Origin of the sequence: Sphingomonas sp. Leaf22 (assembly GCF_001421715.1) — a bacterium.
Classification (GTDB): Bacteria; Pseudomonadota; Alphaproteobacteria; order Sphingomonadales; family Sphingomonadaceae; genus Sphingomonas.
This window is the reverse complement of record NZ_LMKP01000009.1, coordinates 1-20,453: the sequence shown is the minus strand read 5'-3', so window position 1 is coordinate 20,453 and position 20,453 is coordinate 1. Positions and strand designations below refer to the sequence as shown.

34 protein-coding genes, 1 tRNA gene and 1 pseudogene are annotated in these 20,453 nt (G+C 66.7%); 19 read left to right on the top strand and 17 right to left on the bottom strand.

Annotated elements, in window-relative coordinates:
- Positions 1–264: 264 nt before the first annotated feature.
- The 13 genes and pseudogenes from ASE70_RS05785 to ASE70_RS05725 form a co-directional block, all read right to left on the bottom strand.
- A complete protein-coding gene (locus ASE70_RS05785; protein WP_056502359.1) occupies positions 265–894 on the bottom strand; it encodes a hypothetical protein in 630 nt (209 codons plus the stop codon).
- A gap of 32 nt (positions 895–926) precedes the next feature.
- On the bottom strand, positions 927–1,526 hold the full coding sequence (locus tag ASE70_RS05780; RefSeq protein ID WP_056502354.1) for a hypothetical protein: 600 nt from the start codon (positions 1,524–1,526) through the stop codon (positions 927–929).
- Entirely contained in the window at positions 1,513–2,475 is a 963-nt protein-coding gene (locus ASE70_RS05775) for a DUF1376 domain-containing protein (protein ID WP_056502353.1), read from the bottom strand. Before ASE70_RS05775 ends, ASE70_RS05780 begins: the two co-directional genes overlap by 14 nt.
- Positions 2,476–2,489: 14 nt before the next feature.
- Entirely contained in the window at positions 2,490–2,846 is a 357-nt protein-coding gene (locus ASE70_RS05770) for a DUF1064 domain-containing protein (protein ID WP_235519630.1), read from the bottom strand.
- On the bottom strand, positions 2,843–3,688 hold the full coding sequence (locus tag ASE70_RS05765) for a hypothetical protein (RefSeq protein ID WP_156356037.1): 846 nt from the start codon (positions 3,686–3,688) through the stop codon (positions 2,843–2,845). Before ASE70_RS05765 ends, ASE70_RS05770 begins: the two co-directional genes overlap by 4 nt.
- Before the next feature lie 10 nt (positions 3,689–3,698).
- Positions 3,699–4,358 carry a hypothetical protein gene (locus ASE70_RS20590; protein WP_056502344.1) on the bottom strand — a complete coding sequence of 220 codons (660 nt, stop codon included), beginning with the start codon at positions 4,356–4,358 and terminating at the stop codon, positions 3,699–3,701.
- 136 nt (positions 4,359–4,494) lie between these two features.
- A pseudogene (locus ASE70_RS21055) lies at positions 4,495–4,938 on the bottom strand (DNA cytosine methyltransferase); the annotation flags it as partial.
- 1 nt (position 4,939) lies between these two features.
- Entirely contained in the window at positions 4,940–5,266 is a 327-nt protein-coding gene (locus ASE70_RS19530; RefSeq protein ID WP_156356034.1) for a hypothetical protein, read from the bottom strand.
- Positions 5,263–5,469 carry a hypothetical protein gene (locus ASE70_RS05745; RefSeq protein WP_056502335.1) on the bottom strand — a complete coding sequence of 69 codons (207 nt, stop codon included), beginning with the start codon at positions 5,467–5,469 and terminating at the stop codon, positions 5,263–5,265. The genes ASE70_RS19530 and ASE70_RS05745 overlap by 4 nt, the downstream gene beginning before the upstream one ends.
- On the bottom strand, positions 5,466–6,626 hold the full coding sequence (locus tag ASE70_RS05740; protein ID WP_056502332.1) for a hypothetical protein: 1,161 nt from the start codon (positions 6,624–6,626) through the stop codon (positions 5,466–5,468). The genes ASE70_RS05745 and ASE70_RS05740 overlap by 4 nt, the downstream gene beginning before the upstream one ends.
- On the bottom strand, positions 6,623–7,696 hold the full coding sequence (locus tag ASE70_RS05735) for a DNA-methyltransferase (RefSeq protein ID WP_056502330.1): 1,074 nt from the start codon (positions 7,694–7,696) through the stop codon (positions 6,623–6,625). The genes ASE70_RS05740 and ASE70_RS05735 overlap by 4 nt, the downstream gene beginning before the upstream one ends.
- Complete coding sequence (locus ASE70_RS05730; protein ID WP_056502327.1) at positions 7,696–8,349, bottom strand: hypothetical protein; 654 nt, start codon at positions 8,347–8,349, stop codon at positions 7,696–7,698. The genes ASE70_RS05735 and ASE70_RS05730 overlap by 1 nt, the downstream gene beginning before the upstream one ends.
- A gap of 40 nt (positions 8,350–8,389) precedes the next feature.
- Positions 8,390–8,815, bottom strand: a complete 426-nt coding sequence (locus tag ASE70_RS05725) for a hypothetical protein (protein WP_156356032.1) — start codon at positions 8,813–8,815, stop codon at positions 8,390–8,392.
- A 308-nt stretch (positions 8,816–9,123) separates the two neighbouring features.
- Between ASE70_RS05725 and ASE70_RS05720 the strand changes: the two genes are divergently transcribed.
- Positions 9,124–9,384, top strand: coding sequence for a hypothetical protein (locus ASE70_RS05720; protein WP_056502320.1), 261 nt, complete (start codon positions 9,124–9,126; stop codon positions 9,382–9,384).
- A gap of 249 nt (positions 9,385–9,633) precedes the next feature.
- On the opposite strand, the gene ASE70_RS21050 is transcribed toward ASE70_RS05720, so the two are convergent.
- Complete coding sequence (locus tag ASE70_RS21050; RefSeq protein ID WP_443024842.1) at positions 9,634–9,804, bottom strand: hypothetical protein; 171 nt, start codon at positions 9,802–9,804, stop codon at positions 9,634–9,636.
- On the opposite strand from ASE70_RS21050, the gene ASE70_RS05715 reads away from it, so the two are divergent.
- The 18 genes from ASE70_RS05715 (at position 9,784) to ASE70_RS05645 (ending at position 17,746) form a co-directional block, all read left to right on the top strand.
- On the top strand, positions 9,784–10,674 hold the full coding sequence (locus tag ASE70_RS05715) for a LexA family transcriptional regulator (RefSeq protein WP_082450744.1): 891 nt from the start codon (positions 9,784–9,786) through the stop codon (positions 10,672–10,674). The two genes, ASE70_RS21050 and ASE70_RS05715, sit on opposite strands and share 21 nt — an antisense overlap.
- An 86-nt stretch (positions 10,675–10,760) precedes the next feature.
- Entirely contained in the window at positions 10,761–11,219 is a 459-nt protein-coding gene (locus ASE70_RS05710) for a hypothetical protein (RefSeq protein ID WP_056502314.1), read from the top strand.
- Positions 11,216–11,404, top strand: a complete 189-nt coding sequence (locus ASE70_RS05705; protein WP_056502311.1) for a hypothetical protein — start codon at positions 11,216–11,218, stop codon at positions 11,402–11,404. The genes ASE70_RS05710 and ASE70_RS05705 overlap by 4 nt, the downstream gene beginning before the upstream one ends.
- Entirely contained in the window at positions 11,404–11,541 is a 138-nt protein-coding gene (locus ASE70_RS19525; RefSeq protein ID WP_156356030.1) for a hypothetical protein, read from the top strand. The genes ASE70_RS05705 and ASE70_RS19525 overlap by 1 nt, the downstream gene beginning before the upstream one ends.
- The gene (locus ASE70_RS05700; RefSeq protein WP_056502308.1) at positions 11,538–11,771 is read left to right on the top strand and encodes a hypothetical protein; all 234 of its coding nucleotides are present in this window, start codon (positions 11,538–11,540) and stop codon (positions 11,769–11,771) included. The genes ASE70_RS19525 and ASE70_RS05700 overlap by 4 nt, the downstream gene beginning before the upstream one ends.
- Positions 11,768–12,145, top strand: a complete 378-nt coding sequence (locus ASE70_RS05695) for a hypothetical protein (RefSeq protein ID WP_056502305.1) — start codon at positions 11,768–11,770, stop codon at positions 12,143–12,145. Before ASE70_RS05700 ends, ASE70_RS05695 begins: the two co-directional genes overlap by 4 nt.
- Entirely contained in the window at positions 12,145–12,555 is a 411-nt protein-coding gene (locus ASE70_RS05690) for a hypothetical protein (RefSeq protein WP_056502483.1), read from the top strand. The genes ASE70_RS05695 and ASE70_RS05690 overlap by 1 nt, the downstream gene beginning before the upstream one ends.
- Positions 12,555–12,749 (top strand): hypothetical protein, encoded by a 195-nt coding sequence (locus tag ASE70_RS05685; protein ID WP_056502302.1) that lies wholly within the window; start codon positions 12,555–12,557, stop codon positions 12,747–12,749. The genes ASE70_RS05690 and ASE70_RS05685 overlap by 1 nt, the downstream gene beginning before the upstream one ends.
- Positions 12,749–12,919 carry a hypothetical protein gene (locus tag ASE70_RS19520; protein ID WP_156356028.1) on the top strand — a complete coding sequence of 57 codons (171 nt, stop codon included), beginning with the start codon at positions 12,749–12,751 and terminating at the stop codon, positions 12,917–12,919. The genes ASE70_RS05685 and ASE70_RS19520 overlap by 1 nt, the downstream gene beginning before the upstream one ends.
- A complete protein-coding gene (locus ASE70_RS05680) occupies positions 12,912–13,874 on the top strand; it encodes a DHH family phosphoesterase (RefSeq protein WP_056502295.1) in 963 nt (320 codons plus the stop codon). The genes ASE70_RS19520 and ASE70_RS05680 overlap by 8 nt, the downstream gene beginning before the upstream one ends.
- Positions 13,874–14,110: a hypothetical protein gene (locus ASE70_RS05675; protein ID WP_056456431.1), complete on the top strand. Its 237-nt coding sequence runs from the start codon at positions 13,874–13,876 to the stop codon at positions 14,108–14,110. Before ASE70_RS05680 ends, ASE70_RS05675 begins: the two co-directional genes overlap by 1 nt.
- Positions 14,004–15,335: a hypothetical protein gene (locus ASE70_RS05670; RefSeq protein WP_162235930.1), complete on the top strand. Its 1,332-nt coding sequence runs from the start codon at positions 14,004–14,006 to the stop codon at positions 15,333–15,335. The genes ASE70_RS05675 and ASE70_RS05670 overlap by 107 nt, the downstream gene beginning before the upstream one ends.
- Before the next feature lie 165 nt (positions 15,336–15,500).
- Positions 15,501–15,683, top strand: coding sequence for a hypothetical protein (locus tag ASE70_RS20580; RefSeq protein WP_156356025.1), 183 nt, complete (start codon positions 15,501–15,503; stop codon positions 15,681–15,683).
- Positions 15,673–15,900 carry a hypothetical protein gene (locus ASE70_RS05660; protein WP_056502288.1) on the top strand — a complete coding sequence of 76 codons (228 nt, stop codon included), beginning with the start codon at positions 15,673–15,675 and terminating at the stop codon, positions 15,898–15,900. Before ASE70_RS20580 ends, ASE70_RS05660 begins: the two co-directional genes overlap by 11 nt.
- Positions 15,890–16,054: a hypothetical protein gene (locus ASE70_RS19510; protein WP_156356022.1), complete on the top strand. Its 165-nt coding sequence runs from the start codon at positions 15,890–15,892 to the stop codon at positions 16,052–16,054. The genes ASE70_RS05660 and ASE70_RS19510 overlap by 11 nt, the downstream gene beginning before the upstream one ends.
- A complete protein-coding gene (locus ASE70_RS19505; RefSeq protein ID WP_156356020.1) occupies positions 16,051–17,082 on the top strand; it encodes a hypothetical protein in 1,032 nt (343 codons plus the stop codon). Before ASE70_RS19510 ends, ASE70_RS19505 begins: the two co-directional genes overlap by 4 nt.
- On the top strand, positions 17,079–17,258 hold the full coding sequence (locus ASE70_RS05650) for a hypothetical protein (protein ID WP_056502284.1): 180 nt from the start codon (positions 17,079–17,081) through the stop codon (positions 17,256–17,258). The genes ASE70_RS19505 and ASE70_RS05650 overlap by 4 nt, the downstream gene beginning before the upstream one ends.
- Positions 17,258–17,746 (top strand): hypothetical protein, encoded by a 489-nt coding sequence (locus tag ASE70_RS05645; protein ID WP_056502282.1) that lies wholly within the window; start codon positions 17,258–17,260, stop codon positions 17,744–17,746. Before ASE70_RS05650 ends, ASE70_RS05645 begins: the two co-directional genes overlap by 1 nt.
- A gap of 149 nt (positions 17,747–17,895) precedes the next feature.
- On the opposite strand, the gene ASE70_RS05640 is transcribed toward ASE70_RS05645, so the two are convergent.
- The 3 genes from ASE70_RS05640 to moaA form a co-directional block, all read right to left on the bottom strand.
- A tRNA-Asn gene (locus ASE70_RS05640) sits at positions 17,896–17,970 on the bottom strand.
- Between the two features lie 360 nt (positions 17,971–18,330).
- Positions 18,331–19,098, bottom strand: a complete 768-nt coding sequence (locus ASE70_RS05635; protein ID WP_056502279.1) for an NAD kinase — start codon at positions 19,096–19,098, stop codon at positions 18,331–18,333.
- Positions 19,095–20,093 (bottom strand): GTP 3',8-cyclase MoaA, encoded by a 999-nt coding sequence (moaA, locus tag ASE70_RS05630; protein ID WP_056502276.1) that lies wholly within the window; start codon positions 20,091–20,093, stop codon positions 19,095–19,097. Before moaA ends, ASE70_RS05635 begins: the two co-directional genes overlap by 4 nt.
- Between the last annotated feature and the right edge of the window lie 360 nt (positions 20,094–20,453).

Here is a 20,453-nt window from a genome sequence, read left to right as displayed (position 1 = left end):
CGGGGCAGGTCGGCGGCGTTCCACGATGTGGGATGGAGGTAGTGTCGGCGTTCAACCCCTTGCCGGCGTCCATGACGCCACGGCCCGCTGACCGGATTGCGCAACGTGCGAGGGGAGGCTTCGCACCCGCCGCCGTGGTCGGGTGTCAAGGCGCGGGCGGTGGATTTCAGGTAGCCTTACGGACAAGCACCGGCGCATACCGGTACCGTGGGGCGGGCTGGCAGTGGCACACGAAGTCCAAGATCATCAGCCCACGATGGCCGCTCAGGCGGCGCGTGTTGATGGAGAACATACCGCGACCGGAACCAGTTGCCAAGCCTCGATTGTCCATTCCCTCGAACCGCCGAACCCGACGACATATGACCGGCCGTTCCCACTGACGATCGTCCCGACCATGCCCGCGAACGCGGGTGCGTCGGTGACGGTCACCGCATCACCGGCGGCTATCGCCTTCACCTCGGTACGCAGCGCCTTGCGTCGGGCCTGCTCGGTGCGAAGCTGTTCGATGCGCTTGGCCCGCGCCTCGCCCGCATCTCTTGCCGCCACCTGCGCCTCATAGACGCGGAGCGCCCGCGCTTCCTCAGCGCGCAGGGAGGATAGGGTAGCGTCGCCGATCTCCGGCACTCGACCACCTAACTGCAGGATATGGAAGCCGGGCAGATTGCTGGTGGGGAGGGAATGAGCCCGCCACAGATTATCCAGCTGCCCAGCACGGACGAACACAAAGGTCGGTACGATCGGCGCAGCGCGCTCGCTCGCCGGCTTCCGCTTGGTCGCCGCGATCAGCGACAGCGCGCGCGGCGTCCAAGCGTCGAACCCGGCCTCGCACAGCGCAATCGCCAATGGCACCGTCTTTGCGCCGCTCGTCCGCAGGATGCACCACCGATCGACCATATCGCTCCGCCTTCCGATCCCCCGAACCATCTTTACGCTGCCTTCTCGTCTGGAACATAGGCGGAACGATCGCTGTCGACCACCGTGCCGCGCGCCTCGCCGATCTGCTCCGGCGTCAGCCACCCACGCGCGACGCCGATCCGGCACAGCGCGTCGGGCATGGCCGCGATCGTCGCGAGCGACAGCGCCACCGGCCCCGTGTCCTCATCCTCGCCGGCTGGGGCAGGGAGCGCGGCAAGGCTGTCGCGCAGCTTGGCGATGCGAGTGGCGGCCATGACGCGCGACGCCATGATCTTCGCCGCCTCTTCCCGGATCACGCCGTCCACCTCGTTATGGAAACGCATCGGCCGCCGCAGCGCCGCCTTCGTCGCGCGCACCACTACCTCGCCGGCCAGATCGTCCAAGCTGGCCTGCATCGCGCGCACCCAAGCGCCGGACTGATCGGCGCTGCCGTTCGGAGACAGCTTCAGGTACAGCAGCGCCAGCCCGTCGCCGAGCGCGGTCGTGAACTTGCCGTCCAAGTTCGGCTCGCTGCGCGACCGGCCGTCCGGCTCGGTTTCCGACAGCGGGCGGGGAGCGCGGCGAAGGATCCGCTCGATTTCCGCCAGGTCGGTCGCGTCACAGTCCGCCATCACCTGGTCCGGATTCCACACCGCGCTGCATGCGAGATTGGCGGCGTGCTTCCACCGGTCCGCTCGGTCGGTCCTGACGATGTCGTTGGCCATTGCGGAGCACTCCTTCGATGAAACTGACGGGGTCGATCGCGCCTTCGCGCTGGGCGGTGCCGAGGGCGGCGATGACCGTCTCGGGACCATAGGCCTGCCGCCACTTGCCGAGCATCTGACGGGCCTTCGCCTCGGGGATCATGGCGACACCGAGCAAGGCGACGCCGCTGTCGAACATAACCTTCACCGGGTCGGGCATGGGCTGGGCGGCGGCAAGCCGGATCACGTTTCCGGGCGGCGGCGGCGCGTCGGCGCCGGAAGCGTCAGCTTCCGAAATAGAATCTCTCTGTCCCTGTCCCTGTCCCTGTCTCTTGGAGGCATTGTCACCAGTGACATTTTCGTCTGTCACTGGTGACACAACGGTATTGTCACGAGTGACCGCATCGTCACCGCTGAGGGACAGATAGGGAACAGACGATGGGTGCTCATCCGATACCCATTCGGCGAACGCCCGCTTCGCCTCAGCAAGGCCGCCGCGCACCGCGCGCTGCTTGATGCGGGCGCATTCGGTGCGGTGCCGCTGACGCAGCTTGCTTTCCCAGGCGGCATTGGCCTGCTCCGCGACGACCGGGTGATAGAGGCGACCGTCGGCGCAGGCGACGAACCCACGCAGCGCGTCCGCCTTATGCTTGCGCCATGTCCTCGTGTCGCGCCCTAAGCCGCACAGCTTGGTCAGCACCGCGTCATTGTCGGGCAGCGACGCGGCTGGCAGTTGGTGCCACGCCGCCGCCCACAGCAGCACCGCATACCAGCATCCCTCGGGGTCGCCCTCGGCGGCGAGGTCGCTGTCGCGCAGCCGCGCAACGTGCAGCGGCATGAACGGGAAGTCCTGAAGGTCCGCCTCGGGCGCGACCATGGGGGGCGGGGGGCTCATGATTCTATGACCTCGATGTCGGGATAGCAGGCGCGGAACAGCGCCTTGCGCAGCGGCCAGTCGCGCACGCGCATGCCCTTGGTGTCTTCCACCACCGCACGGTCGTCGTTGACGCGCCGGTAGCGCCAGTCGGGCGTGTAGACCGCGCGCCGGCCGTTATCGTGGACCAGCGGGCGTCCGTTGATCTCGAAGAAGAAGCGCGGGCCGACCTCGAGCTCGTCAATCTCGCCCGCGCGCTGAAGGATATGCAGGTCAGCGCACCGCTTCGCCTCTCGGCGCGACGGGTGCGGCTTCGTGCAGAAGCCGCACAGCGCTGCCTTCGCGCCGTATTTATGAGCGACTGGTCGCTTCATGAGCCGCATGCTCCACCACAGTGTAGATCGAAACCAAGCTGGTTCGGATGCACGCGGACGGACAGATCGGCGTCTTCCAGCGGGACGCCAGAGAAGTGCATGAACTGCTGAGCATCGGGGCTGCTGCCGCGTGTGCGGATGGCGCGATCATCCGCAATCGTCATTGCCCATTCTTCGGGGTCGTTGTCGCGAAGGTCCCGCCAGTCGTCGTTGGTCTGAAACGGACAACCCCGGCACCGGCTCTTTACTGCCCGCTGCTGACGCTCTGCTAGCCATCGTTTGCAGGCTTCGCGGCTCATATCGGCTTCGATGAGTGGGTGCCGGTTCCGGATGTAGGCAACCCCAGACGGCGCCATACGATGCGACTCGTCGGTCGAAATACCGACCCACTGCTCGACTGAGTCCGGGGCGATGTAGCCGCGTGGACCAACGCCGAGGATGTCCCGCACCTTCTGTTTGATCGGAATGATCTTGTAGCGGCTGGTGCACTGCCGCTTGCCTATCGTCAGCTTCCCGTCGCCGCGGCGAACATGGAACGGCACGGCGAACCGGTCTTCGGGTTCCTCGCCCTCAATAGCCGCTGCACGAAGGTCGCCGCGCGTGATCGTGTGAAGCGGGAAGGGCCGCAGCGGCCGGATGCGCTCAATATGCTCCATGACCCGCTTTGGCTCCCAGCGGGTGTCGGCGAAGATGGCGCAGTCGGGCATGGGCCCGACGTCGCCCCGTGCCGCAGCAAGCAGCAAGGTCGTCGACTGCACGCCCATGCCGGCCGCGACGAACCGCAGGACTGGATTGGAGAGCGGTGCCGACAGTGTCGGCCACAGGTTCGGCCACGGGGTCATGCCGCCGTACTCACAACAGCAGCCCCTGCGCTGGCGGATCGATCGTCAGCAAATCGGACAGCATCGCCCGCTGCTGCGTCAGCCAGCAGTCCATGCAGCCGCACCCATGCGAGGGCTGCGGCGAGTGGCACGACCCCATTGCCGCAGTGTCGAAGCCGCTCAATCCTTCCGGCCACCCCATCAGCCACTCGACAAACAGCGGGTTCAAGCGACGGCGCTGCGGCGATGATAGATGGCCATCGGCTGTCGGCTGGTCCGGGAGCGAAGGTCGGAAGGTTGTAGCGACGCGCTCGAGCGGGCGGCCCTTCTTGCCCCACAATTCCTCGTCCGTTTTCTGCGCATGACCGGATCGATGATCCCGCGACATTGGGGTCGGCCAAGTCTTGGCTTGATGCTCCAACCCAAGCTGGACCTTCGTCCCGTCCTCGCGCGTGAGCGTCCGCCCCTTGGCAATCGCATGGGATGCTGTCCGCCCCCCGTTTGGGACATTCGGCGTCATCCAATGCGTCGCCTGATCGTCGAGCGTCACCATCTGACCGCGCTCTTCCCGGTAGGCAGGCGACATCGGTCCATGATCCGCCATCGTCGCGTTCGGCGTTCGCCAGTGAGCAATCTCGTGGTGAAGGCTGATGCCCTTCCGCGCGCCATGCTTTGCTGCATCGATCGTCATTTGCCGAAGGTGCGCTCCGTCCCGGCTCGCATCGATCGCCGCTGGCGTTGGCCAGTCGATCCCAACCGGAAACGGGCGATCGGATTGCCAAGAGGAAGAACCGCTCGCGGCGGTGGCTCGCTCCGGCCTCGGCCGCGCTGAATATTCCGCACGCAACGCGGCAGCCCAGCCGCTCCAATGCCGGGACGGCGGCGGCGATCTGTCCTGCGAGGTTCCCGACGACGTTCTCGCGGAAGAACACAGCAGCCCCGCTTTCGTCGAACACCTCGATCGCGCGGTCGAGCAGCCATCGGTCGTCGGCGGCACCGAGCCGCTTTCCGGCGACGCTGTTCCCTTGGCAGGGATCGCCCGACAGGACGCAATCCACTGCGCCGCGCCATGCTCCAGCGTCGAAGGTTCGCAGGTCAGGCCAGACAGCAGCCGGATGAAGCCGCCCCGCTTCCATGCTCGCGACCAGGCTTGCGGCTGCTGAAGCTTCCCTCTCCACGAGAGCGACACAGCGCGCGTCGGGTCGGGCAATTCGGACGCCGAGGTCGAGCCCTCCGACGCCGGCGCACACACTGATGGTACGAAAAGCCATGTCACTGCGCCGCCTCGCGCATCCGGTTCGCCAGCGCGGCGATCTCGCCGGCCCGCTTTTCGAGCGCGGTCGCGGCCAGCGTCAGGTCGCTATCCATCACGCCGCGGCTGACACTCAGCTTGTGCTGTAGGGCGCGGATGCCGATGCCCAGCGCGTCGGCAAGCTGCTGTTGCTTCAGGTGCCCGGCCGCGTGCTCGAGCATGACGATGCGGGCGAGCCGCGCGCCAGCCGTGCTGTTCGTATTTTCCCGAACAGGTGGCGTGGTGGGGGCAGGCGCAGGCTTGGCGACGGCTTTCCGGCCGCTGTTCGCCTTTTTACGAACGGTCATGCTGTCACCTGCTTCGCGGCGAGCGCGCGGCCCTGCGCGATCCATTCGGTCAGCCGCAGGCCGGCGTTGTTGTCCTCGCTAATTTCGGTGGCCAGCAACCGGTTAAGGGCGTCAGCCGCTTTCGCACGGTCGCCGCACTCGATCGCGCAGGCGAGGTCGACGACATCGCTCTTGTCGATCATGAACTCGAAGCACTCGATCATGCCGCCTTGTCCTTTGCCGGAGCCGCCTCGCGGGGCAGGTACGGCGCGACCAGCGCGCGGACCTCTCCACCAGCCGCGAGCGCGATTGTGGTCGTTTCGAGCGCACCGCCCATGCGCCATTCGATCTCGGAGCCGCCGAACAGCAGCAGCGCGTCGCGGACCGGCTTCAGCGCGAAGGTGATCGCCATCGGCGCGCCCGACCATTCGCCGAACAGTGCGACGGTGCCCTGGTCGCGGCCGCCCTCGCTCTTGGCATAGGCTTCGCAGGTGGCGCCGAGCCGCAGTTCGAAGTCGCCATGCTTCGGGTCCGACACCGTCGTCGCGAGCTCGAGCGCGGACAGCAGGTCATCGGCATGGGCGCGCAGTGTGTTTGGCCGGGGGCGCTCGAACTCGCGGTCACCGGACGCCGCGCCGCCATCAAGGATCGCCGACGACAGCAGCACGTCACCGCACTGGAACGCGATCGACCGGTCGCTGGTGCGGATCTCGACGTCGGCGCTCTCGCCATCGAACAGGGCAAGGAACATCCGCGCGGTATCGACCGGCACGATGATGTTCGCACCAGCCGCGCCGCCAGCCTGCCGCTCGTGGATGCGGCCGTGCTGCGTGGCGAAGAACCGGAACGCGCCCGGCTCGCCGCGCATGTGGACGCCGCCTTGCTCGACCGGTCCGCCATCCTTGGGCACCGCCACCGTCGCCTCGAAGCCCGCGCGCAGTTCGAGCAGGTCCGCCGTCATGGGGATTCCCAGATCGCGCAGCGGCGGATAGGCGTTCAGCGGCGCGGAACGGAGCGACGCTCGCAGGCGGGCCGACGTGAATAGCGCATCCTCGCCCTCGACGCGCAGGTCGACGCGATCACCGGTCAGCTTCGACACCCACGAATGCAGCGTGCCGAGCGGCACTAGCGCGGACGCATCACCCTCGCAGGGGATCGCCACCGTGATCTGCCGATCGAAGTTCGCAGAGCGGAGCGTCGCGCTGCCGTTGCTGGCGATGATCTCGACCATCGGCGGACCTGCGCGCCAGCGCGTCTCGTATGTGCCGTCGCTCTTCTTCTCCTGATACGTCGTCCAGCGCGGCGGGGCCCAGCCCTTCACCTTGCCGGCGATCGCGAGCGCGTCGGACAGGGCCGCGCGGTCGAAGCGTACATGCGTCATGCTGCTGCTCCTTGGGTGAGGGGTAGGGGCGGCTGGTGCTCCATCACGTCCAGCAGCCCGCCGCGGTCGGCGGCGAGGCGGCGCTCGGCGATCGCCGCATATTCGGGGTTCAGTTCGATCAGCACCGCGCTGCGCTGCATCCGGTCGGCGACCAGCCCGGTCGTGCCCGCGCCGCCGAACGGGTCGAGCACGATCCCGCCGATTGGGCAGCCGGCGAGCAGACACGGGGCGACCAGCGCGGGCGGGAAGGTGGCGAAGTGCGCCTCGCTGAACGGTGCGGTCGCGATCGACCACACCTCGGGCGGGACGATCGGCGAAAGGTCGGGCTCGTAATTTCGGAGCAGACGACCGTTACCGCACTGCTCGGTCCGCGACATCGCGTCCCAGCGATCGTTCAAACCGGCATGCCGACGCGAATGACCGCGTTGCTTGTCGACGATGTTGCCGACCGTCGTGCGCTTGCGAACGCCATCGCCATCGCTGCCCGGGTAGCCGTTGCTGTTCTCGCCAGCCGACGGCATCCGCACCGCCACGGCGTCGTAATGGCTCTTAGCCGACTTCGTCAGCAGGAACACCTTCTCGTGCGCGGTCGACGGCCGATAACGACCGCTGCTGTCGGGCATGGGGTTCGGCTTGCCCCAGACGATCTCGGACCGGACCCACCAGCCGGCATCCTGCAACGCGATCGCCAGCCGGTTTGGGATCATGCACAGATCCTTCGGCTTCAGGCCGCCGCCGATCGTGCTGAACGGCTTGTCGCGGAAGGTTCGGTCGTCGTGGCCCGCTGCCTTCGTGTCCGCCGCGCTGCGCCCGTTGGGCTTGGTCGCGTAGCAGTCGCCGTAGTTCAACCACAGCGTGCCCTCGGGCTTCAGCACCCGCCGCACGGCGTCGAACACCCGGACCATGACGTCGAGATGCTCGGCCAGCGTAGGCTCGAGCCCGATCTGCCCAGCAACGCCATAGTCGCGCAGGCCCCAATAGGGCGGGGAGGTGACGCAACAGTCGATCGAGTCCGCCGGCAGTTCCGCCAGCCGATCGAATACGTCGCCGATGAGGATCGAGACGGGCATCAGTATGCCTGCGCTTTCTCGCGCTCGGCGCGGATGCGCTGGCGCGTCATGGCGTTGGCGACGCGCTGCCCAGCCTCGGCGCGGTCGCGCTCCCGCTGTTCCAGCACCATCTGCTCGCGCTCGGCGGCGGTGTAGCCCGCCGGCTTCAGTTCGCGGTACATGCCGCGGTACTCGTCAGGGATATGCGCCAGCTTCGTGGCGCTGATCGCGCGGCCGGCGCGGGCGCGGACCTCGGGCGATCGGGTCGCTTCCAGATTGCGCAGTCCATTCGCCCGACCTGCCGCGGCCCGCTTCTCGCGCTCGCCGGGCTGCTCCATCAGGCGCGCCGTACCAGCACGCGAGAGCGCGATATGCGCGTCGCGGTACGACGGATCGGCGAACCGCCGGCGCATCGTCGCCGACTTCGCCGCGCGGCTAACCGGGTCGCTATTGTAGATGGCGTTCGCGTGCGTGCGGCAGCGGGTCGCGTTGTAGCTGACGCGGCACCCGCAATCCGGGCAGGTCTTGCTGTTGGCGCACCCTTGGCAGACGCCGGATCGGTTGCTCGCGGCCAGCCGGGCGCCGCACTGACACTGGCGGGCATGGTGCGGCGGACGCAGGTTATCGCTCGCGGAAGCAGCCCCAGCCGCGCCCGCGCCATTCGTGGCGGTCATGGTCGTATCCTTCGGCCAGCGGCGGCTGGCGGTTAGAGCCTCAGTTCTCTTCCGTGAGATCGCTCAGCACGGCGGTTACGGTGCGCGCACGCGCCCGAAGGCTCGCCCGCTCGATATGATTGATGACGCCGTCCGACCGGGCGACGCAGATCTCGGCGACCAGCCCGGACGCCAGCGCGGCGGCCTCGTCCCAGCAGGCGTCCGTCTGCTGCACATCGACCAGCCGCATACCAGCCGGCTCGGACAGCATGTTGATCGCCTCACGGGGCAGGAACTTGGCCAGCGCCAACACCGTGTGGAACGGCATGGCCGCGCCGGCGGCATAGCTCTTGAGCGTGCTGGTCGGGATGCCGCTTGCTCGCGACAGCGCCGCGCGGCTGGTGAACACCCCGTCGCCGACGAACATCGCGAACATCGTGATCTGCCGTTCAGCGATATCGCACCCGAAACGACTATCAGCGGACATGATGACGCACCTCGGTTTCGGTACCACCCTGCATATGAGCAGGGGGCAGATCATTGGCGGGAACGGGCGCGACGACGCGGGAGGCTGGCGCCAGGGGGGAAACGCCATGGGCCGTCGCGCCCGTCTTCGGGGCGTCATGCCCACGAAGCTCGCAATTGGTGTTGAGGCAGCTGCGCACCTCGGGATGCCAGGCGCTCACGCCGCAGCGGTTGCAGGCGCTCATGCTGCCTGCCCTCCACCGGAGGCGTTGGTGACGCCCCCGGCTTCGGCTATCGTCGTGTTACCACACATCGACGAAGAGGTTTTACGTGACCGAGCCGACCACGCGCGAACTGCAAGAAGAAATCCGCCTGCTGCGATCAGCAGTGACGCAGCTGACCGCACTGACGCAGGGAATGTACCATCAGATGGTGCGTCACGATCTCGTGCCGATACCGGAGTTTTCTCGCTGGGCAGGCGACCTGCGTTTGGCGGTGCTCGATGAAGAGGCTCGGAAGATATGGGAGGGCGCGCGCGGCACGCTTGCGGCTGAGCTTCAGACGGCTGCGGAGCGCCAGCACCCGGAGTGAGACCCCACGGGCGCGTCGGGTAAATTTGGGCGTGACGCCGCTCGGCAATGCGCGCCCATTCCCGACGGTATCGGCCGCCGATGATAGCGGCCACCATTTCGCCGATGCGGGCGTCGATCTCAACCGACTGCTCGGCGGTGAAGGGAAGGGCGGGGTCGCGTGGACTGGCTCGCAAGTCGCGAAAGGCTTGGCCAATCATCTCGGCGACGATCGCGCGGACCTCGTCGGCATGTTCGGGGGTGAGCACGCTCATGCTGCGACTTTCTCGGCTTGCGCCGGGATTAGATCGCCGGGCTGCAGTTCAATTCCGAGGCGCTCTGCTGCTCCGACGACTTCCCGCTGCCGCTGCGCTGGAATCACTTGTCGGTCCCACCATCCTTGCACGGTCGTGTGCGATTTATGACCCAGCTTCTGGGCCATGGGGCGGATGCCGCCGAAGCGAGTTATTACCGAGCGGATCGTCATGCATCATATGTACGTTATGACCGTACGTACGTCAATGATGAAAACGTACCTGATCAATGCGATGCCGTACGCATGCAGGACAAAACAATCGGGACAACGCTCCGCGAACTCCGACAGCGCGCGTCGCTGTCATTGGAGCAGGTTGCCAAGGGAGCGGGGTATCGCGGTCGATCATCGATCCAGCAATACTTCCACTCTGATTATAATCCCGACCGCTTGGACGCAGTTGTAGCGGAAAAGTTGTGCAAGGCGTTCGTGGGAAAGGGTGACCCGGCAATAGCGCGCAGCGAGATTATGGCGCTTGTCGGCCTAGCGGTGCCGACAGAAGTTATTCACATAGATCAGGAAATGCCCACGCTTCGTGGGGCTCCACGCGATTTGCCGGTCTACGGCACGGTCTTGGGTGCTGATTTGGACTTTGCCGCACTGAGCGACGAAACCGTTGCCATCGAGCAGACGCTTGTTTCGATGATGGAGACAATCACATATGTTCGGCGCCCACCGGCGATGAGCGAGATGAGGCAAGCATATGCGCTCTTTGTGGTCGGTTCATCTATGGAGCCGAGATACGGCCCTGGTGATCCGGTGTTCGTTGATCCTGTTCGGCCGCCTGCGATTGGGGATGACGTTGTCGTCCAGTTGATCGACCGAGACGCCGATGGAGAAGGGCGCGTTGTCTGCGCCCTTATCAAGACTCTGCGCCGGCGGTCGGGTAGTTACCTTGAGCTCGAGCAGTACGAACCGCGCCTGACGTTCCGAGTGCCGGCGAGCCGCGTTGCCCACCTCCACCGAATCATCTCCATGAAGGAAGCGTTTTTCGGGTAGTACGTTTCTAAGGTACATTCTTGTTGACCGCCGTACGGTTACGACGTACATAGCTTCAACGGCCACCCCGGCCGGTGGAGCCAGCAGTGTTGCACACCCCCATCATTCCAGCCGGTGACGTCGACCCCGACATCACGCAGGCAATCCGAGATTTCCGCAGCGTAGCTGCCCGCATCCGCGACCTGAGCGGGCGGGCGATAGCGCTTCCCGCCGGCGACAAGGTACGCAAGGCGCACGAGGCGCAGATCGCCGCCGATATGGATCTGTTTCGCGCCCGCGCCGAACGGATCGGCGGTGGCTGGACCGAGCAGTCGCTGCTGATCGCCGTACAGGCCGATACCGACGCGCGCGCCCGCCGGGTCCGCCACCCGCAATATGCGACCGAGCGGACCTATGCCGATCGCGTCCAGCAGGCGATGGCACGGGAGGCGACGGCGAAAACCGCGCTCGACGCCGCGCAGTTGGAGGTCGAAGCGGCAACCAGCGAGCGCGAGGCGGCCGAGCACGCGTCGCGGCAGTTCGACGCGCGGAGGCGGCGGGCATGAAACGGGACAATCTCGATCCGCGCTGGGACCGCAGCATGCGAGAAATGGACGAACTGCAGCGTCGTCGCGAGGCGCAGTTTGACCGGTTCGTGCGGTGGATGATCCCGGTAGTCATAACGATCGTAATAGTTGCGATCGCAGTCGGGTCCGGCATTGCCCGGCTGCTTTGGACGGTGCAACCGTGATGCGGCGCCTTCCCGGCGGCGCGCGCGACGCGCTGTTCGACATCGGCATGACCGTGGTCGTCATTCTGGGCATCCTGACCACGGCAGCGTTGGTCTGGTTCTCGGCCGACTGCATCTTCACGGCGCTGTCCTCGTGACCGCGCGCACGGTCCGCGTCAGCGGCGCGATGGCGCGCGCCGCCACCGTCACCGTCGATGACGCACCGGCGCAGGCGACGCGCGGCGACGGTGGGCGTGGCGACGCGCTGGTCGCGGTCGGCATCTGGATCGACGAGCGGCTTGAACGTGCGCTGGTCCCGTTCGGGGCGTTCGCGGTCGTCTATTTCGTCGGCCATGTCGCGCTGTCGTGGGCGAGGGGGATGCTATGAAGCTGTCGCCCCGATCCCGCGCAGTCCTGCACACCCGGGCGCTGAGCAAGCCGCCAATGGGCCGCCAGCCCGAGGTCTGCCACATCATCCCGAGCAAGCCGAACCCTTGGTACGGCGGCATCGTGGAGGGCGACCCGCTGACGGTGCAGCAGCGCTGGGCGATGACGAAGCGGGGCATGCCCGCCGACGTGGAGACGATCACCGTCCGCCGCTTGGCCTGCCTGATCCGCGAGGTCTACGCGGGTAGCAACGCGCCGCGCCCCTACTACGAATTTCAGTGCCCGGTGCAGAGCCGTCAGAAGGACGGCCGCATCTACGTCATCTCCCCCTCGGGCGACCGCAAGCTCGTCCAAGCCGATGGATGGATCCGCTGATGGCCTCCGATACGATCCTGACCGTCCTGCAGCATTCGCTCGGCGTCGACCAGTACGGGCGCGGCAACCAGTATCGCGATCACTTCGTCTGTGGCGAAGGTCATGACAGCTACGCTGCGTGCTGTGCGGCGGTGGCGCAAGGATTGATGACCCGCCGGGAAAGCGCGTTGTTCGGTGACAATGGATCGCTGTTCCGCGTCACCGATGCGGGGCGAGCATGGATGGCGGCGAACAGTCCGGCGCCGCCGAAGCTGACCCGGTCGCAGCAGCGGTACCAGCGGTATCTCGACGCCGACACTTCCCTGACCTTCCGCGAATGGCTCGATTACGACCGCCCCGAGCCGTCGACCGCGCACTGTCGCGCCGTTGCCATGATGGCGGCGCTCGACCCGAGTGAGATACCCTTCTGATGGCTGACGCCGGAGACTTTGCTGCCGTGCTCGAACAGCAGCACCTTGAACGCAGCCTCGCCGCCGCGCGCCAGCCGGTGCCGGTGGGCGAGCCGGGCGAATGCGATCGCTGCGGCGACGACAGCCTGCGCCTGATCAGTGGCTGGTGCGCGCCGTGCCGCGACGCCGAGCCGCGCCGCGTGAGGCGGGTCTGATGCCCGTCCAGCATCGGAGCGTAGAGGTGGCGCCCGGCCACCGCCTGCTGGTCCGCCGTGCGCGCGGCGCCACCGACCAGCCGGGCTGCATCATGGTGCGGACACGCACGCTGCCGCCGTTCGCGCTGGCGGTCGAGAAATGGAACGCAGGGGAGATCTGCAATGGGTGACACCGCATTCCCGGCATGGAAGCCGGACGTCGTAATCTATCACGATCACTGCGCCGACGGCTTTGCCGCCGCCTGGGCGTGCTGGACGCTGTGGCGCGACGACTGCGTCTACATCCCGGCCAGCTACGGCCAGCCGGCGCCCGACGTCAGCGGCGCGAACGTCCTGATGGTCGACTTCAGCTACAAGCGGCCGGCAATGGACGCGATCGCGAACAGCGCGCGCTCGGTTGTGGTGCTCGACCATCACAAGACGGCCGAGCAGGAACTGGCGCCCTTCCGGTTCCACGAGAGCCGGCCCGGCGCAATAAAGCCTGCCGATGTTCCCGGCATGCTCCGCGATCTGGCAGAGCTCAACCAACCAGCCGTCATCGCTATCTTTGACATGGAACGGTCGGGCGCGCGGATGGCGTGGGACTTCTGCCATGGCTGCAATCCTTCGATGGTGCCGCTGTTAATTGATTACGTTGAAGATCGGGATCTTTGGCGCTTCCGCTATCCAGAAACTAAGCCGTTTTCGCTTTGGCTGAGAACCGAGCCATTCACGTTTAATCGGTTCTCCGCAGTTGCCACCGACCTCACAGACGACCTTGCGTGGTGCGCGATCATGGCGGAAGCGCGAGCGATGCGGCGGTTCTCCGACGCCAAGGTTGACGAGATCGCGGCGTTCGCGCGGAAAGAGGCGCTGGCAGGGCTCGAACCCATGGTCGTCAGCTGCCCGCCGATGTTCGCCAGCGAGGTCGGCCACGCCCTGCTCGACAAGCATCCCGACATTCCGTTTGCGGCGATGTACTATGATGGGCCGAAAGTCCGCATGTGGAGCCTGCGCAGCCGGGACGATCGCGAAGACGTGTCGGCGATCGCGGGCACCTTCGGCGGGGGCGGCCACCGCAACGCCGCCGGGTTCAGCGTGCCGGCGACCAAGGCAACGCCAGCCGAGTTAAAGGCGGCAGGCTGATGGGCGCGCTGGCCCTCCGCGACCTGCCGGACTGGCCGGCGGCCATGAACCGCGACGCGGCGCTCGCCTATACCGGCGTCGCCGAGGCGCAGCTGCGCGCGTGGGAGCGCACCGGCAAGGTCCAGTTCCGTGCCCGCGGCCCGCGCGGCGGCGCGCTGGCGCTGCGATCAGACCTCGACGCGGCACTCGCCCACCTGTTTTCCGAACCTGCTGAGGATATGGATTTTGGCGACTGAGCGCCTGCCTCGCTATGTGACGCCGAAGAAGCTGGCGGGCGGCAAGCGCGGCTATTTCTGGACGCGCCCGTCATGGGCCAAGCCGCCAGCGGAGCGGCACGGGAAGACGTGCCCGATCGTGTCCAGCGCGCTCGGCATCGACGTCGCGACCGCGATCACTCGCGCGAACGCGCTGAACGAGGCTTTCGACCAGTGGCGCAAGGGTGAGGAGGCGAAGCTGTCGCCCGGCTCGGTCCGCTGGCTGTTCGACTGGTACCGCAAGCTTGAGCGCTTCACCGCGCTCCGCCACAACACCCGCGCCGGCTACAAGCTGGCGATGGAGCAGGTCTGCGCGATCGAGATGCGCTCCGGCACGCTGGGGCAGCGCCGCGCGCCCGCGATCGACGCCACCGCCGCCGACAGCCTCTACAAGAAGGCGAAGGTGAAGCACGGCGACCGGCAGAGCGCCTACATGATGCAGGTCTGCCGCCTCGTCTGGAATCAGGCGGTGCGGCACGGCAAGGCGACGGGCGTGAAGGAGAACCCCTTCGCCGGCATGGGCATCCAGTCGAGCAGCGGGGCAGGGCGGGGCAACCGCGCGGCCACCCGCGCCGAATACGATGCCTACCGGGCCGCCGCGCGCGCCATGGGCAAGCAGAGCATGGCGACCGCCGCGGCGATCTGCTTCGAGGCGTGCCAGCGCGTCTATGACGCCTTCGGGTTCGAAGATCCGGACAAGCGCGTCACGCGTGGGGTGACATGGGGCGGCTATGTGCCGGCCGAGCGGATCGGGCTCATCCAGTCGAAGACCGGCAACGTGGTCGATATCCCGCTGGTCGACGGCGCGGGCGAGGACCGGGTCGACCTGTATCCCGAGCTCGAGGCGGAACTGGCGCGGATGGAGCGCGGCGCCGACGACGCGCTGATCGTGCGCGATGAGCGGACCGGCAAGCCCTACACTCCCACCTATCAGGTCCAGCTGCACCGGCGCATTCGCAAGGCGGCCGGGCTGCCCGACGATCTGAAGTTCACCAGCTTCCGCCACGGCGGAATCACCGAGATCGGCGACAGCGGTACCGACGACGTGCGCGCGGTCAGCGGGCACAGCACGCTCGAGGTCACGCGGATCTACAACAAGGCCAACCAGGAAAAAGCGGTCAGGATCGCCAGCCGCCGGCGGGAGCATATCGCGCTGGTCGGCGGGGGTGCGGTCGCGGGCAAGGGGGATGATGATGCTGAAGGATGACACCAGCCGATTGACGATCATCGCCTACCGCCTATCAGGCCCCTCGGCATGAGCGGGGGTGTGCCTGCGGGCTGGGTGCTGGTCCCGGTTGAGCCGACAGAGGCGATGATAGCCGCAAACTGCCTGCCCGGGTGCATGTCGCTTCGACACGCCATCTGGTCCGCCATGCTCTCCGCCACCCCCACCCCGCCGATCGAAGGCCGGGATGCGGACGTGGAGCGGGAGAGGGACTGGCGCGCGATTGCCAAACTCGCTGGTAAGCATGGCATTCGGTATCGGACCAACACCGCGCTGGTGCGGTTCCTCGCCGACCTCCAAGCCATCGGAGAACGCCCCCATGCAGACTGACGCAGAGGTCGCGGCGATTGCGGCGGGGCTGACAAAGGCGCAGCGGCTCGTGTTCGCAGCAGACGGCGGGCCTAAGCGGACCGTCAACCGGCTCATCAATATGGGTCTTGTAGCTGGCGTCACATACCATTCCGACTGCGCGATCATCCGCAAGTGGGCTGACCTCGGCCTCCGCGTCGCCCAGCACCTGAAACAGGAGAATGCGAATGTTCGGTAATCTGATGCGCGCCGCTGTCGGCATTGTGACCATGCCCGTTGATGTCGTCGCTGACGTCATCACCCTCGGCGGCGCTCTGACTGACAAGCGGGAACCCTACACCGCCAGCAAGGCCCGTTCGGTCATGCGTAACATCGAGGAGGCGACCAAGTGACCAGCATGACCCCCACGAACGACGCGCCGGTGACGGTGGAACAATGCGACCGGGAGGCGGCATGGCCGTTCGCGCCTCGTCACTATTACGAACGTGACCGAGACGCATGGATGGCGGGGGCGTACGATCACATTCGCGTAATCCAAGCCTTTGCCCGCCACCGCCTTGCCGGCCTCGCCTCCGCGCCTGCCGGGGATGGGGTGGAGGCGTTGCGATCGCTTAGCGATGCTGCAACGTCTGGTCCGTGGTCGTGGGAGCAGTGCGGCGAGAAAGAGGACGTGCCGGTAATCGGTATCGCTTTCGCAGGTGACGACCACGACTGCAAAGCGCCCTACGAAGGCGAGTTCCGGGACAGCGACGCAAACCGCATGACGATCGCCTACGATTGGCAGTCGTGCGATGGCCACTCGCCCAGCAGCAATGCTGCCTTCGCCGTCGCAGCCGTCAATTACGTGCGCGCAGCCCTCGCCCGCCCGCACTCCGCTGTAGCGCCTGCCGGGGATGGGGTGGAGGAAATGGCCCGCGCCATTTTCGAGGCCGATCCTGACGTTGGCATGACGTGGGCCGCTTTCCTCGACCTTGCCGATCGCGAACCCGACTTCCTGCAAAATGTCGAGCATATCCGCCGCGCTGCACGCGCCGCAGCCCTCGACCGCCCGCGCGCAGCGGTGGGGGAGCAAAGCCGGGAAGCGATTGAGGCGGAATGCGCAGCGCTGATCGCAGCCTATTACCGGCGCGAGATCGGCACACTGATGCAGCAGGCCGAGCATTGGGCCGAGAATGGCAAGCCGCTGGCGGTACATCATCGGGTGATGAAGGCCGACGACTATTTCCAGATCGTCTGTCAGATGGAGCGCGACCCGGCAAAGGGCTGGAAGCTGCCTTTCGACGAAATCCGCGACGCGCTTGGACGGAAGCCGATCAAAGACCCCGGCAGCTATCCGCCGAGCAAAGACCTGTACCGCTATCGCGACCCGTCGTTCGTCGTTGCCGCCCTGCAATCCCCGCCCGCGAAGGTGGAGGGGTGACACCGACCGAGCGCCTGGCGCTCGTGCGCAACATGTCTGTCGAAGGCGTCACGAAGGTGGACGCCGCCGCGCGGCTGGGCATGACCGTCCGCGGCTTCGACACGATGCTCTATCGGCACGAAGGGTCGACTATTTGGCCGATCGGACGCGCGCCAGTCCGGCGACGCGGTGGCTGATGCGACCGCGCGGACCAGACGGCACCGTCTGCACCTGGTGCCTCGGCCACCAGCCCACCGACTGCTTCTGCCAAGGGCAGGCGGACTATCCAGGGCTGAGCGGCCTGAACGCCTATTCCACGCGCAGCCACGGCTGGTCGCTCATCGCGCTATGCGCGCTGGCGATCGAGGACGGCGACGTCGACAATGCCGTCGCCGAGGGCGCGTTCACCACGCGCGACCGGCTGGCGGCAAAGCATGGGATGCCGAACGCGGCATGGATCGAGCGCGAGAAGCAATGGCTTCGGCCGCGCTATGAGCGCACGAAGGAGGTAAGGGCGCGCTTCCGGCATCTGGACGAAGCATGGGCCTCCGATCCAGACCGGACCGAGCCGTTACCGCCCAGCTACAAGGCTGCGGTGTTTGCCGCGATGGGCGCGTCGATGGGGATCGGGATCGACATGACCTACCCAGCGCGGCGGGAAAACACGAACGGCAAACGCGTGTGATTCGCACCGATTCGCGAGCGACCGAAACCAGCCGCCAAACCGCAAGAACAGATGGCGAATGTCAGAATGTGTGTCTGAATGCTTGTCAGAATGCCGAAATCATTCGGCACGCCCCGCCGGAGAAAGTCTAGGTTTTCCGGGGGGTTCGCTGGCTCCCTGAGTAGGATTCGAACCTACGGCCGCTCGATTAACAGTCGAGAGCTCTACCGCTGAGCTATCAGGGAACAACTGCGAGGCCGCGTCTCTACCAGCGGATTCGGGGTTTGCAAGCGGTTATTTCCGAATTTTCGGAAGAATGCCGGGAGGGTACGGTTTTCCGGGCATTTTGGTCACGGAAGAAGGTGGGGTTCACGCGAAGGCGCGAGGGGCGCGAAGAAGTAAGGTAGATTTTCGCGCAGAGGCGCGGAGGCGCAGAGAGGGGTAGCACCGAGCGGGTCGCGCGCGAGCGGAAGACCTTGAGCGTTCTGAAAGCATGGAACTCGGCCGCTGGCGCAGGTGCGGACTGCGTAGATCGCAACCTCTCCGCGCCTCCGCGTCTCTGCGCGAACCAATTTCTTCTTCATGCCCTTCGGGCAACCCGAACGCTACCCGGCGAATTGCTCCATCGTGATCCGGTCATCGAGCGCGTGTTCGGGGTCGAACAACAGCGTCAGATCGCGCACCCGGTCGATGACGACATCGACCCGCGCCACGTCGCGCACTTCGCGCTGGTCGGCGACCGCCGATACCGGACGCTTTTCAGGTTCGAGCACCTTCAGCGTGATCCGCGCCTTGTCCGGCAGGATCGCCCCGCGCCAGCGCCGCGGCCGGAACGGGCTGATCGGGGTCAGCGCCAGCATCGCCGATCCCATCGGCAGGATCGGGCCGTTGGCCGACAGGTTGTACGCCGTCGACCCGGCCGGTGTGGCGGCAAGGATGCCGTCGCACACCAGTTCGGGCATCACCACCCGGTCGTTGACCGACACTTCCAGCTTCGCCGTCTGCCGCGTCTCGCGCAGCAGCGACACCTCGTTGATCGCGGGCAGCACGCGGACCTCGCCGTCCATCGTCGTCGCGGTCATGGTCAGCGGCGATACGCGAAACGGCTTGGCGCGGCCCAGCCGCCGGTCCAGCTCGTCCATCCGCCATTCGTTCATCAGGAACCCGACCGTGCCGAGGTTCATGCCGAACACCGGCACCGTCCGCCGCCGTTCCAGCAGCATGTGCAGCACCTGCAACAGGAAGCCGTCGCCCCCCAGTGCGACGATCAGGTCGGCATCCTCGACCCCGCGAAAGTCGTAGCGGGCGCGCAGCGTCTCTTCGGCCGCGCGCGACTGCGCCGTCGGCGATGCGAGCAGGGCAAGGCGCGTCATCCGCCGGTCACGCTCATGTGACGGGCGACGGCCGGGGCGGCCCCGGCTTCGATCCGGAAATCATGCGCGGCGGGCTTGCGCGGCAACGCGGCGTCGAGGGCGGCATCGACCGCATCCAGCCCGCCGGTGCGCAACGCATCCTTCAGATCGACATGATCGTCATGACCGAGGCACAGATACAGCTTGCCCTCGGTCGTCAGCCGGATGCGATTGCACCCGCCGCAGAAATTGTCGGTCAGCGGCGAGATCAGCCCCAGCCGGTTGCCATGTTCGCCCACCCGCCAATAGCGCGCCGGCCCGCCGGTGCGATGCGCGTCACGGGTTAGCGTAAAGCGCTGCGCCAGCGTGTCGAACACCCGCGTCAGCGGCACGAACCGGTCGGTCCGATCCTCGTCGATCGCGCCCAGCGGCATCGTTTCGATCAGCGACAGGTCGTGCCCCTCGCGGCCGCACCAGTCGAGCATCTCGCCGACCTGATCCTCGTTCAGTCCCTTCAGGACCACCATGTTGATCTTCACCGCGATGCCTGCCTCGCGCGCGGCGGCGATGCCGTCGACCACCTGCGCGACGTCGCCGTGCCGTGTCACATAGCGGAAGGTATCGGGGTCGAGACTGTCGAGGCTGACGTTGATCCGCCGGATACCGGCATCGGCCAGCGCAGGCGCATGGTCGCGCAGCCGCGTGGCGTTGGTGGTCATGGTCAGTTCGTCGAGTGCGCCGCCGACCATCCGCCCCAGCCGCTGGCACAATTCGGTGACGCCGCGCCGCATCAGCGGTTCGCCGCCCGACAGGCGAATCTTGTCGATCCCGCGCGCCACGAACCGCTCGGCGATCAGCGCGATCTCTTCGAGGCTCAGGACCTTGGCTCGCGGCAGGAACGTCATCGCCTCCGCCATGCAATACCGGCAACGCAGGTCGCAGCGGTCGGTGACGGATATCCGCAGGTACCGAATGGTGCGGCCATGCGCGTCGATCAGATTGGGGGCGCAGGACATTGTCGGCCAAGTTAGGCGTGGATGCGGGGCAGGACAAGGCGCTGGTACATGGCGCACGGCGGGGACGGGGGCGGCGGCGTCGGGTGGCATGGGACCGGAACAGACCTGCCTCGCGCCAGCGAGACCTTTGCGACGTTGCCCCCTTCCTTCCCCGAGACCGCTGTGAAAGTCCGGCACCCCTCCTCCTGCCGTGCCCCTGCGCAGGCGGGGGCACAGTTCATGGGCATGGGCGGCGGCACGCAGCGCGCCGTACCCCCGCCTGCGCGGGGAGTGTTCACGTCGGACTCTGTAGGCGTTTTCTGGCGAGGAAGATGTCGAGGGTGATCTCGAGCATCTGTTGGGTCTTGGAGGCGCGTTTGG